Origin of the sequence: Streptomyces sp. NBC_01506 (assembly GCF_045040295.1) — a bacterium.
Taxonomy (GTDB): domain Bacteria; phylum Actinomycetota; class Actinomycetes; order Streptomycetales; family Streptomycetaceae; genus Streptomyces.
This window is the reverse complement of the sequence record NZ_CP109422.1, coordinates 2,921,874-2,933,958: the sequence shown is the minus strand read 5'-3', so window position 1 is coordinate 2,933,958 and position 12,085 is coordinate 2,921,874. Positions and strand designations below refer to the sequence as shown.

General features: G+C 69.7%; 11 protein-coding genes. 5 read left to right on the top strand and 6 right to left on the bottom strand.

What is annotated here, in order from left to right; genetic code table 11:
• The first annotated feature begins 49 nt into the window (after positions 1 to 49).
• Together OG329_RS12485 and OG329_RS12480 are read left to right on the top strand one after the other, a co-directional pair.
• Positions 50 to 1,138 carry an SIS domain-containing protein gene (locus OG329_RS12485; RefSeq protein WP_405794903.1) on the top strand — a complete coding sequence of 363 codons (1,089 nt, stop codon included), beginning with the start codon at positions 50 to 52 and terminating at the stop codon, positions 1,136 to 1,138.
• A gap of 336 nt (positions 1,139 to 1,474) precedes the next feature.
• Positions 1,475 to 2,968, top strand: a complete 1,494-nt coding sequence (locus tag OG329_RS12480; protein ID WP_405801793.1) for a histidine kinase N-terminal domain-containing protein — start codon at positions 1,475 to 1,477, stop codon at positions 2,966 to 2,968.
• Positions 2,969 to 3,141: 173 nt separating this feature from the next.
• Here the strand turns inward: OG329_RS12480 and OG329_RS12475 are convergent, their stop codons facing one another.
• Together OG329_RS12475 and OG329_RS12470 are read right to left on the bottom strand one after the other, a co-directional pair.
• A complete protein-coding gene (locus OG329_RS12475; protein ID WP_004937597.1) occupies positions 3,142 to 3,399 on the bottom strand; it encodes a WhiB family transcriptional regulator in 258 nt (85 codons plus the stop codon).
• Between the two features lie 317 nt (positions 3,400 to 3,716).
• Positions 3,717 to 4,685: a diacylglycerol/lipid kinase family protein gene (locus tag OG329_RS12470; protein ID WP_405794901.1), complete on the bottom strand. Its 969-nt coding sequence runs from the start codon at positions 4,683 to 4,685 to the stop codon at positions 3,717 to 3,719.
• Between the two features lie 105 nt (positions 4,686 to 4,790).
• Between OG329_RS12470 and OG329_RS12465 the strand changes: the two genes are divergently transcribed.
• Positions 4,791 to 5,219 (top strand): hypothetical protein, encoded by a 429-nt coding sequence (locus OG329_RS12465; RefSeq protein WP_405794900.1) that lies wholly within the window; start codon positions 4,791 to 4,793, stop codon positions 5,217 to 5,219.
• A gap of 141 nt (positions 5,220 to 5,360) precedes the next feature.
• Here the strand turns inward: OG329_RS12465 and OG329_RS12460 are convergent, their stop codons facing one another.
• A complete protein-coding gene (locus tag OG329_RS12460) occupies positions 5,361 to 6,335 on the bottom strand; it encodes an RNA polymerase sigma factor SigF (protein WP_405794898.1) in 975 nt (324 codons plus the stop codon).
• Positions 6,332 to 6,745 carry an anti-sigma regulatory factor gene (locus tag OG329_RS12455; protein ID WP_023538758.1) on the bottom strand — a complete coding sequence of 138 codons (414 nt, stop codon included), beginning with the start codon at positions 6,743 to 6,745 and terminating at the stop codon, positions 6,332 to 6,334. The genes OG329_RS12460 and OG329_RS12455 overlap by 4 nt, the downstream gene beginning before the upstream one ends.
• Before the next feature lie 396 nt (positions 6,746 to 7,141).
• Here OG329_RS12455 and OG329_RS12450 point away from each other — a divergent pair, with 396 nt between their 5' ends.
• The gene (locus tag OG329_RS12450; protein WP_405794897.1) at positions 7,142 to 8,740 is read left to right on the top strand and encodes a Na+/H+ antiporter; all 1,599 of its coding nucleotides are present in this window, start codon (positions 7,142 to 7,144) and stop codon (positions 8,738 to 8,740) included.
• Here OG329_RS12450 and OG329_RS12445 read toward each other — a convergent pair.
• Together OG329_RS12445 and OG329_RS12440 are read right to left on the bottom strand one after the other, a co-directional pair.
• The gene (locus OG329_RS12445) at positions 8,719 to 9,705 is read right to left on the bottom strand and encodes a 1-aminocyclopropane-1-carboxylate deaminase/D-cysteine desulfhydrase (protein WP_405794896.1); all 987 of its coding nucleotides are present in this window, start codon (positions 9,703 to 9,705) and stop codon (positions 8,719 to 8,721) included. The genes OG329_RS12450 and OG329_RS12445 overlap by 22 nt on opposite strands.
• Positions 9,706 to 9,754: 49 nt before the next feature.
• A complete protein-coding gene (locus tag OG329_RS12440) occupies positions 9,755 to 10,339 on the bottom strand; it encodes an N-acetylmuramoyl-L-alanine amidase (RefSeq protein WP_405794895.1) in 585 nt (194 codons plus the stop codon).
• A 270-nt stretch (positions 10,340 to 10,609) separates the two neighbouring features.
• Between OG329_RS12440 and OG329_RS12435 the strand changes: the two genes are divergently transcribed.
• Positions 10,610 to 12,016, top strand: coding sequence for a family 2B encapsulin nanocompartment shell protein (locus OG329_RS12435; RefSeq protein ID WP_405794894.1), 1,407 nt, complete (start codon positions 10,610 to 10,612; stop codon positions 12,014 to 12,016).
• The last annotated feature ends 69 nt before the right edge of the window (positions 12,017 to 12,085 follow it).

The window sequence follows — 12,085 nt, the reverse complement described above, 5'->3', positions numbered from 1 at the left end:
CGTGGGCGCCGTCCCCCGGTCATCCTCAGCGATGTGGAGGCACCCCACCATGTCCGCGACGAATCCTTCTCAAGAGGCCGTACGGCTCGCGCACACCGAACCTCCGGGCCGGCTGATGGCCGCCGAGACGGCGGAGCAGCCGGCGGTGCTGCGCCGCATCCTTGAAGAGGGCGCGCCGCGCGTCCGCGCGGTGGCCGCCGAGATCGCCGCGCGCGGTCCGCGCTTCGTCCTGCTCACCGCGCGCGGCACCTCCGACCACGCCGCGCTCTACGCCAAGTACCTGCTGGAGATCCGCCGGGGCATGCCCTGCGGGCTGTCCTCCATGTCCACGACGACGGCGTTCGGCGCCCGGCCGGACCTGCGCGACGTGCTGGTGATCACGGTCAGCCAGTCGGGCGGCTCGCCCGACCTGATCGCGTCCACCCGCGCCGCCCGCGCGGCGGGGGCGATCACGCTCGCCGTGACCAACAACCCGGACTCGTCCCTGGCCGCCGTCTCCGAGTTCCACATCGACATCCTCGCGGGCCCGGAGAAGGCCCTGCCCGCGACGAAGACGTACACGGCCTCCCTGCTCTGTCTCTACCTGCTCGTCGAGGGCCTGGACGGAGGTGACGGGGCCGCCGCGAACGTCCTGCCGGACCTGGCGGGGCGGATCCTGGCCCGCGCGGACGAGGTGCGCACCCTCGCCTCCCGCTACCGGTTCGCCGAGCGGATGGTGATCACCTCGCGCGGCTACGGCTACCCGACCGCCAAGGAGGCGGCGCTCAAGCTCATGGAGACCAGCTACATCCCCGCCCTCGCCTACTCGGGCGCGGATCTGCTGCACGGACCGCTCGCCATGGTCGACAACATCTCGCCGGTCATCGCCGTGGTCACCGACGGCCGGGGCGGCGAAGCGCTCCGGCCGGTCCTGGAGCGGCTGCGCGGCCGGGGCGCGGACCTGTGTGTGGTCGGCCCGGAGACCTACGTCGCCGCCGCGTCGACGGGATTCGCGCTTCCTACGGAGGGCGTCGCCGAGGAGGTCCAGCCGGTCCTGGAGATCCTGCCGCTCCAGCGCCTCGCGTACGAGATCGCCCTGGCGCGCGGCCAGGACCCGGACGCCCCGCGTGCGCTGGCCAAGGTCACCGAGACCCACTGAGCCCGCGGCCCGTCCGCCCTGACGCGCCGCCGCCCCCGGAAACACCCACGGGCCGCGGCGCCAGGACGGGACCCTCAGCCCGTCCGGCACCGCAGCCCGGAGTTGCTACGGCCACAAGGGCCGTGAGGGAGGTATCGACGCAGTCAGGGCAGAGAGCGCCGGTTACCTCGTTCCGTCCTCCTGTGCGGGGAGGACGGAAGCTTTACCCAAGCATTGTGGACTAGACCATTCTCATCTGTCCATCGATCGGGAAGGGCATTTTCCAGCCCCATCCCTCACCACGTGGGGCGGACCGCCCCGGTTCACCTCGCGGGTACGCTCGCCTGTGTGCCCTCCATGAACGACCTCGTACGCCAGCACACCGCCCTGACCGAGTCCGACCTCGAATGGCTCCATCTGCTGGTCTCGGAGTGGCAACTGCTCTCCGACCTGTCCTTCGCGGACCTCGTCCTGTGGGTCCCCACCCGCGACGGCGCCCGCTATGTCTCCGTGGCCCAGATGCGGCCCAACACGGGCCCCACGTCCTACCAGGACGACATGGTCGGCCATCTCGTCCCCCGGGGCCGCAGGCCGCTCCTGGACGCCGCGCTGGACGAGGGCCGGATCGTGCGGGAGGGGGACCCGGAGTGGCGCGAGGAGGTCCCGGTGCGGGTCGAGTCCATCCCCGTACGCCGCGAGGGCCGCGTCCTCGGCGTGATCGCCCGCAACACCAACCTGCTCACGGTCCGCACCCCCAGCCGGCTGGAGCTGACCTACCTCCAGTCCGCCTCCGACCTCGCGCAGATGATCGCCGCCGGATCGTTTCCCTTCCCCGGCCAGCAGGTCGACATGGACGCCTCGCCGCGCGTCGGCGACGGGCTGATCCGGCTCGACGTCGACGGCGTCGTCCAGTACGCCAGCCCCAACGCCCTGTCCGCGTATCACCGGCTGGGACTCGCGTCCGACTTGGTGGGACATCACCTCGGACAGACGACCGACGAACTGGCCCCGGCGCGCGGCCCGGTGGACGAGGCCATGGTCAAACTGGCCAGCGGCTACGCCCCGCGCGAGACCGAGGTGGAGAGCAGTGGCGGCGTCATCCAACTGCGCGCCATCCCGCTCAGGCCGAAGGGCACCCGGATCGGCTCGCTGATCCTGCTCCGTGACGTCACCGAACTGCGGCGACGTGAACGCGAGTTGATAACGAAGGACGCCACGATCCGGGAGATCCACCATCGGGTGAAGAACAACCTCCAGACGGTCGCCGCGCTGCTCAGGCTCCAGGCCCGCCGGATGGACTCGGAGCAGGGCCGCGAAGCCCTCAACGAGGCCGTACGGAGGGTCGGTTCCATCGCCATCGTCCATGAGACGCTTTCTCAGAATCTGGACGAACGCGTCGAGTTCGACGAGATCGCGGACCGGGTGCTCGCGATGGTGTCGGAGATCTCGCCCGGCAAGACGGTGCGCCGCACCGGCCGGTTCGGGATTCTGGACGCCGAGGTGGCCACGCCGCTGTCGATGGTTCTCACCGAGATCCTGCAGAACGCGCTGGAGCACGCCTTCGCGACGGGGGAGCGCGGCACGGTCGAGGTGCATGCCGTCCGCAGCGGCGGGTCCGCCGCCAAACGCCCCGCCGACGGCCGCCGTTCGGACGCCCGGCTGCTCATCACCGTCCAGGACGACGGGCGCGGACTGCCCGAGGGCTTCGACCCGCGACGGGCCGGCAATCTGGGGCTACAGATCGTACGGACGCTGGTGGAAGGGGAGTTGGGCGGCGGATTCGACATGCTTCCCGGCCGGGAGAAGGGCACGCGGGTGATCCTCGACATCCCGGTCGAGCCGCACAAGTGACCGACGCCTGAACGTCTTTCACAGCAACGAGCCCCGGACCGTGGTGACGGTCCGGGGCTCGGCCTCAAGCTCTGTGACGTTGCGCATCGGGGGGTACTGCGCGCTGCGGTTCGGGGGCGGGGTTATGCGTACACGCTGTACGCGCCGCCGGGCTCAAGGTCGGTGGCGGGGGCTCAGGCGGTCGCGTTACGCGCCCGATTGCGAGCGGCACGGCGCTTCATCGCGCGGCGCTCGTCCTCGCTGAGGCCACCCCAGACACCCGAGTCCTGACCGGACTCGAGCGCCCACTGCAGGCACTGCTCCATGACGGGGCAGCGACGGCAGACGGCCTTGGCTTCCTCGATCTGCAGCAGCGCAGGACCGGTGTTGCCGATGGGGAAGAAGAGCTCGGGGTCTTCCTCGCGGCAAACGGCGTTGTGACGCCAGTCCATGGCTGCTACCTCTCTTGGTGTTACGTGCGGATTGCTTGTGAATGTGAACGCTTTCACGAATCCCCCGACAAGGGAAGGGCCGACTCCCAGATGAACTGGTGTGGTCCTGGTTTGAGGAGGGGGTTCTGGTGCTCAGTGGAGGCCGGTGTTGCGGGCCGTCCCGAGCGCCATGTAGAGATTCGCAAACCTCGGCGGCGGATACAACCCCTTCAGGAAAGTTTTTTTTGATTCCTCGGTGTCGACTCGGTCACAGCCGTACTTCCATGGGGTGGAGGCCAGCCTAAACGTTCGAGTGAAAGGACTTTCCCCACTTCCACTCACACAATCACACGCAGTGCACGGCGTACGCCTGTGAACGTCACGCTCGTTCGCAGTCCCAGGTGGTCGCCATCCATCTGGAAGGGCAGTGGGACCTTCGATTGCAAGGTGAAGTCGGTCAGGTCGTGCAGCGAAACCGCGTGCCTGCCGTGCGGCCCCCGTTCGGGGGTCGAATTGAGCAACTGCGTCGCATAACGAGCCACCGCCGGAGTCGACAACTTGCTGAGTCCGAGCACGTCCAGAGCGGTGTCGAACGAGGCGCCCGGCGACGCGTACAGCGGACGATTGCCCAGGTAGGAATAGGGAGCGGTGTTGCAGACTATGGACAGCACGAGGTCTGTGACCGGCTTCTCGCCGGGGCGCACGAGGGTGATCATGCCGTGTCTGCGATGGGGCTCGTCGAGGAACTGCCGTACCACCTGGCGCACATAGAGCGCGTGCGTCGAACGCTTACCGCGCTCCCGCTGCTGTTCGACTCGGCCGACCACTCCCGCGTCGAATCCCAGCCCCGCGCAGAAAGTGAACCAGCGTGCGGGAACCGACTCGTCGTCCGTCCCCGGAGTGCCGGCCGCCAGTCCCAGACCGACCGTACGTTCGCTGCGGCTACTCAGCGCGTCCAAAATGGCGCCGGTCGCCTCCACGGCGTCATTGGGCAGTCCGAGCGCGCGGGCGAAGACATTCGTCGAACCACCCGGCACGACAGCCAACTTCGGCAGCCGGTCGGGGTCCGGACCGCCGTGCAGAAGGCCGTTGACGACCTCGTTGACCGTGCCGTCGCCGCCGAGGGCGACGACCAGCTCGATGTCGTCGGAGTCCGCCGCGCGCCGTCCCAGATCCCGGGCGTGACCCCGGTACTCGGTCGTCACCGCCTCCAGCTTCATCTCGCTGGCGAGCGCGTGGATGAGTACGTCGCGTGTGCGGGCACTGGTGGTGGTTGCTGCCGGATTGACCACAAGGAGTGCGCGCATACGGAGGAGATTACCGGCCACGGACCCCTGCCCCCGCCCCGGGCGGACCGCCCGCCCCCGCCGGGGGCCGGCCGGTCACCGGCAGCCGGCCGCTACCCTGCTGGGGTGAGCAGCAGTGAGCGGAACACCCCCGACCCCACCCCGCGCCCCGGCCGACTGACCGCGGCGGCGGCCTGCGCCGGGCTCGAAGCCCTCGCGCTCGTCGTCGGCGGCGGATACATGCTCGCCATGGGTCTGCTGGGGCAGCCCGACAGCCCGCAGCAGGCAGAGACGGGCGGTCTCACCCTCATCGCGCTGGCCGTCATTCCGCTGCTCGCCGCCCGGGGGCTGCTGCTGCGCCGGAGCTGGAGCCGCGGCCCCGCGCTCGTCACCCAGTTCATGGCGCTGCCGGTCGCCTGGACGCTGCTGAACTCCAGCGGCGCGTTCATCCCGGCCGGGATCGCGCTCGCGGTGGTCGCCGTCACGGCGCTCGTCCTGCTGCTGAACCCGGCGACCGCCAAGGCGCTCGGCATCCGGGGCCCGAACGCGGCGTAAGACAGGGCGTAAGGCTGTGGCCCGGGAGCGTTGACCGGGTCGCGCGGCTCGTCGGCCGCGCTTGTCCTCGATCGCCGGACGGGCTTGAAATGCCGACCGGACGGGCCCGAATTGCGACCCGTCCGGCGATCGAGAACTTTCTCACTCCTCCACGAGCAGCTTCTCGCGCAGTTGGGCCAGCGTCCGCGCCAGCAGACGGGAGACATGCATCTGCGAGATGCCGACCTCCTGCGCGATCTGCGACTGCGTCATGTTGCCGAAGAAACGCAGCAGCAGAATCCGCTTCTCCCTCGGCGGCAGATCCTCCAACAGAGGCTTCAGCGACTCGCGGTACTCGACGCTCTCCAGCGCCTCGTCCTCCGAGCCGAGCGTGTCCGCCACCGCCGGGGACTCGTCGTCCGTGTCGGGCACGTCCAGCGACAGCGTGCTGTACGCGTTGGCCGACTCCAGCCCCTCGAGGACCTCTTCCTCGGAGATGCCCAACCGTTCCGCCAACTCGTGCACCGTCGGCGAACGGCCGTGCTGCTGGGAGAGTTCGGCCGTCGCCGTCGTCAGCGACAGCCGCAACTCCTGAAGACGGCGCGGCACCCGCACCGCCCAGCCCTTGTCACGGAAGTGCCGCTTGATCTCGCCGACGACCGTGGGCGTGGCGTACGTCGAGAACTCGACACCCCGCTCCGGATCGAACCGGTCCACCGACTTGATCAGGCCGATCGTCGCGACCTGCGTCAGATCGTCCAGCGGCTCGCCGCGATTGCGGAACCGGCGGGCCAGATGCTCCACGAGCGGCAGATGCATCCGCACCAGTTGATTGCGCAGCAGCGCCCGTTCCGGCGAGTCCTCGGGCAGCTTGCGCAGCTCGATGAACATCGCCCGCGCCCCGCTGCGGTCATGTGGATCGTGTTGCCTGTGCTCGCTCATCGTGGCCGCCCGCTCTGCCCGCTCCTGCTCCGCCCCGGCCGTCTGGCCGTCAGGCCCGTCCACCGGATGGGGCCGGGCCTGCTGCTCCGGAATGCCCGACGGCACGAGCGCCGGATCCGCCGGAACCTCATGCCCCTCGCGCGGATCCTGCGGGACCCGCTCCTCGTCACGCACCGGACCGTCCCCGTTCCTCACGCCGGCCCGGGTCCCGCGCCGCGCTGTTTGTACAGGCTGATGGCGACCGTACGGTCGTCGGCGACCGTCGCGTCGACCTTGCCCGCGAGGGCCGAGAGCACGGTCCACGCGAACGTGTCACGCTCCGGCGCGCGCCCGTCCGTCGTCGGCGCCGAGACGGTCACTTCGAGCGAGTCGTCGATGAGCCGGAACACACAACTGAGGACGGAGCCCGGAACGGCCTGTTGCAGCAGGATCGCGCAGGCTTCGTCAACCGCGATGCGCAGGTCCTCGATCTCGTCGAGGGTGAAGTCCAAACGTGCTGCCAGTCCGGCCGTAGCCGTACGCAGCACGGACAGGTAGGCACCCGCAGCGGGCAGCCGGACTTCCACGAAGTCCTGGGTCCCGGGCTCGCCTGCGATCTGGGACACCCTCACCTCCAAGGTGGCACAAGCTTCTCAAGGGCTCCGGAAGAAAAACGCCCGAAGCCTCGCGGTACGTGGTCGGCACGCGGCCGGTCTGGACTGGCGACGCTATCGCGATCCATGGTCCCGTGTCGCAGGGACCCCCGGGCCGCACCGAGCGGTCAGTTACTCATAGTAGGCATATGAGTACGGACAGTGGCTAGGGGTGTGTGGGAATCAATTGCGAAGAACCGGCGGATGGTTGACGTACCCACGCCTCGGACGATCGAACCGTCGACAAAGCACCAACGCCACCTCCCACCTGGCTCGAAGCCACGCATCATGGTCCGGGGCGTGGGAGGCCGGCAACATGCCGACACTCACTCATGATGGCCAGATTACGACGCAGCCAAGGACGGTGGGATGGACCCGTTGCAGTTGATCGCCCTCGTGGCGGGAAGCGCGGTGATCGCCGCACTGGCGCGCAGGACGCCCGTGCCGGCCCCGCTGCTCCTGGTCACGGCGGGACTCGGCGCCGCGTACGTCCCGGGCGTGCCCAGCTACGTACTCGACCCGCACATCGTCCTGCCGCTGCTGCTGCCGCCCCTGCTGCACATGGCCGCCGTGGACAGCTCGTATCTCGATCTGCGGGCCAATGTGCGGCCTGTCGGACTGCTCTCCGTGGGATACGTCCTCTTCGCGACGCTCGCCGTCGGCTATCTCGCCTATCTGTTCATCCCCGACATGCCGCTGACCGCCGCCCTGGTGCTCGGCGCCGTCATCGCGCCGCCGGACGCGGTGGCCGCCACCGCGATCGCCCGCAAACTGGGGCTGCCGAGCCGGATGACGACCATCCTCCAGGGCGAGTCGCTGGTGAACGACGCGACCGCGATCACCGCGTTCAAGGTGGCGCTCGCGGCGGCCGTGGGGGAAGGCGCGAGCTGGGCCGGCGGGCTCGGCGAGTTCGCGCTGGCCTCTTTGGGAGGACTCGGCGTCGGCTTCGTACTGATGGTGCCGATCCACTGGCTCCGTACACATCTGCGGGAGGCGCTGCTCCAGAACACGCTCTCGCTGCTCATCCCCTTCGTCGCCTACGCGGTGGCCGAACAGGTGGGCGCGTCGGGGGTGCTGGCCGTCGTCGTGGTCGGGCTCTATCTCGGACACCGGTCCTGGCAGGTCGACTTCGCGACCCGGCTCCAGGAGGAAGCCGTGTGGAAGATGGTCTCCTTCATCCTGGAGTCCGTCGTCTTCGCGCTGATCGGGCTCCAGTTGCCCTATGTACTGAAGGGGCTCGGCTCCTACGGTGGATTGGAGGTCGCCGGTTACGCCGTCGGGGTGTTCGTCGCCGTCGTCGCGGTCCGCTATCTCTGGGTCTTTCCGGCCACCTTCGTGCCGCGCCTGCTGTCGAAGCGGATCAGGGAGCGAGAACCGGACACGACCTGGCGGGCACCACTGATCATCGGCTGGGCCGGGATGCGCGGCGTGGTGTCGCTGGCCATCGCCTTCTCCATCCCGCTGACCACGCACAGCGGTGACGCCTTCCCGACCCGCAATCTCGTCCTGTTCCTGGCGTTCACGACCGTCATCGCCACCCTGGTCGTCCAGGGCCTCACGCTGCCCGCGCTGATCAGGCTGCTGAAGCTGCCGGGGCGCGACCCGTACGCCGAGACGCTGGCCGAGGCGCAGGCACAGAATCAGGCGTCGGTGGCGGCGGAGCAGCGGCTGGACGAACTGCTCGCCGACGAACACAACGCGCTGGCCGAACCGTTGGCGAACCGGCTGCGGGACGTGCTGGAGCGGCGGCGGAACTCGGTGTGGGAGCGGCTGGGCACCGTCAACGAACTCACCGGCGAATCCGCCGACCGTACCTATCAGCGGCTGTCCAGGGAGATGATCGGCGCCGAGCGGGAGGTCTTCGTGACGCTGCGCGACGAGCGGCGGATCGACGACGAGATGCTGCGGACGCTGCTGCGCCGGCTGGACCTGGAGGAGGCCGCGGCCTACCGGGAGGAGGCCGACTGAGCGCCGTCGGCGCCGGGTCCGGGGCGCTCGGACGGCTCCGGGGGGCGGCCGGTGACGACGGCGGCGACCGTGCTGCCCGGCGGGAAGGCGCCCTCCTCGGCGAGGGTGGTCAGGCCGTGGAGCATCTTGGCGACGTACAGGCGCTCGACGGGCAGCGCGTGCCGGTCCTCGAAGTCGGCGGCGAAGGCGTCGAGAGCGGGCGTCGTACGGGCGTAGCCGCCCGAGTGGAAGCGCTCGTCCAGCCACCAGTCGCCCCGGGGGCCGCCGAAGGCCGCCGACTGGAGGGCGCGGACCTCCCCGGCCAGAAAGCCGCCCTTCAGTACGGGGAAGCCGACGGCGCGCTGTCCGGGGGCGAGACCGGCGGCCAGGCCCGCGAGGGTGCCACCGGTGCCGCAGGCGACGCCCACCACGTCGGCGGCCCCGCGCAGCTCCCGCCCCAGGGCCGTACAGCCCTGCGCGGCAAGGGAGTTGCTGCCGCCCTCGGGAACGACGTACACGCGCTCGCGGGGCACCGGGAGCCCGTCGACGGCGGCGGCCAGGATCGTCCTCAGTACGGAGGGCTCGGTCTTACGGCGGTAGGTCGCCCGGTCCACGAAACGCAGCCGCATGCCGTCGGCCGCGCACCGGGCGAGCGACGGGTTCAGCGGGCGGGTGGCCAGCTCGTCGCCCCGTACGACGCCGACCGTCGCGAAGCCCAGCAGTCGCCCCGCGGCGGCGGTGGCGCGCAGATGGTTGGAGTAGGCGCCGCCGAAGGTCAGCAGGACACGGTGCCCGCCGTGGGCGGCGGCCCGCAGATTCGGTTCGAGTTTGCGCCACTTGTTGCCCGCGAGGGCGGGGTGGATCAGATCGTCACGCTTGAGCAGCAGCCGTACGCCGCGGCGGGTGAAGCGCTCGTCCTCGACGGGCCGCAGGGGTGAAGGCAGCCGTGGTCGCAAGGAGGCGAGGTCGAGCGCTTGCGGAGGCACACATCCATTGTCGCGCCGGTGCGGTGGCCTGCTTCGGGCGGATCAGGCTTTACCCCTGGCTCAGCCGTTCGTCGACGCGCCGGCGCAGGCCGGCCATCGAGACGCCTCTGGGGTCGATCTTGCCGGGCTGCCACTCCAGGTGGCCGATGACCGAGGGGCCGTTCCAGTCGTGGACGCGGCAGACGGCGGCGGCCGCGGCTTCCATGGCCTCGACCTGGACGGCGGGCCACGGGTCCTTGCCGTCGCCGAGGTTCTCGCACTCGAAGCCGTAGAAGTGGCGGTTGCCGTCGGTGTTGGCCTCGTTGTCCGGCGGCAGGGCCTTCTCGGCGATGACGGCGCGCAGGACGTCGTCATCGCCGCTGCCCGCGTGGTTGGCCCGGCCGTAGCCGACCAGATGGACCTTGCCGTCCTTGGCGATGACGCCGTGGCACAGCGGGCCCGGCAGCCCCGCGTAGCCGTCACGGCAGATGCGGACCGTCTTCGCGGTGCCCTTGGTGACCGTGTGGTGCATCATCACGCCGTGGACCGGGCCCCAGGGCCCCACGTGGTTGCGGTTGTGCGTACGCCAGTCGCCGACCTCGACGACGCTCAGCCCTTCGTTCTTCAGCGCGCGGATGAAGCTGCTCGCAGACATGGGTGTCGCCATGGCCGCCTCCCTGAGCGGTGGATGTGGAACTTCTCCTACCGGTGGCTCTTACCCGAACGCGGCCGGGTGGACCACCGATTCGCACGCTGTACGAGCCGATCCGGTCACTTTCGGCCGTGCGTGGGCCGTGGATGACAGAAGCCGCAAACGTGCCCCGACCGCGGTGATCCAGTCCCACTCATTTGTGTGATGGCGCGACAACTACACGTGATGCAAAGCTTTTCACGCAGGTCAGCCCATGAATCGAGAGGGAGTTACATGTCGGTTGGTGACGAGGTCCGTACAGTGGAGCCGCCTTCCCAGCAGAGTCTGGGAACGGCCGCGGCGCGGAACCTGGCGACCACCACGAAGTCGGCGCCGCAGATGCAGGAGATCACCTCACGGTGGCTGCTGCGGATGCTGCCCTGGGTGCAGGTGCAGGGCGGTACGTACCGGGTGAACCGCCGGCTCAGCTACGCGGTGGGCGACGGACGCGTGACATTCGTGCAGACCGGCGACCGGGTGGCGGTCATCCCGGCGGAGCTGGGCGAACTGCCCGCGCTGCGTGGCTTCGAGGACGAGGAGGCACTGGCCGAGCTGGCGAACCGCTGCGAACAGCAGGAGTTCGCCCCGGGCCAGACCGTGGCCGCCGCCGGCGGACCGGCGGACCGGGTGTATCTGCTGGCGCACGGCAAGGTGGAGAAGGTCGGCGAGGGGCCGTACGGGGACGAGACGGTGCTCGAAGTCCTCGCCGACGGGGCGTACTTCGGGGATCAGGCGCTGGTGGACGACGAGGCCACCTGGCTGTACACGGCCCGCGCGGCGACGGCGTGCACGGTGCTCGTGCTGACCCGGCAGGACGTGCTGAACCTCGCGGAGCGTGCGCAGTCGCTGCGCGGCCATCTGGACGCGCTCGCGTCCATCCCCGAGCAGCGGACCAACAAGTACGGCGAGGCGGCGATCGACCTGTCCGCCGGCCATGTCGGCGAGGCGGTGGTGCCTCATACGTTCGTGGACTACGAGGGGGCGCCGCGGGAGTACGAGCTGAGCGTCGCGCAGACCGTGCTGAAGGTCCACAGCAGGGTCGCCGACCTCTACAACCAGCCGATGAACCAGACCGAGCAGCAGTTGCGGCTCACGGTCGAGGCGCTGCGCGAGCGCCAGGAGTACGAGCTGGTGAACAACCGCGAGTTCGGCCTGCTGAACAACTGCGACTACGGCCAGCGGATCCAGCCGCACGAGGGCGCGCCCACCCCGGACGACATGGACGAGCTGCTGTCCCGCCGCCGTGGCTCGAAGATGTTCCTTGCGCACCCGAGGGCCATCGCCGCCTTCGGGCGCGAGTGCAACAAGCGGGGGCTCAATCCGACGACGGTGGATGTCGCGGGCCATCAGGTGCCGGCCTGGCGCGGTGTGCCGATCTTCCCGTGCGACAAGATCCCGGTCTCGGACACCCGGACGACCTCGATCATCTGTATGCGTACGGGCGAGACCGAGCAGGGCGTCATCGGGCTCCAGCAGAGCGGTATCCCGGACGAGATCGAGCCCAGCATGTCGGTGCGGTTCATGGGCATCGACGAGCAGGCGATTATCTCCTACCTGGTCACGGCCTATTACTCGGCGGCGATTCTCGTGCCGGACGCCCTCGGTGTCCTGGAGAACGTGGAAGTGAGCCGCTGGGGGTGACCTGACATGACCTGAGTGACGTCACCGGGTGGGGCCCGTTTCCGTACGTGCGTCCATACGTGCGTAGGT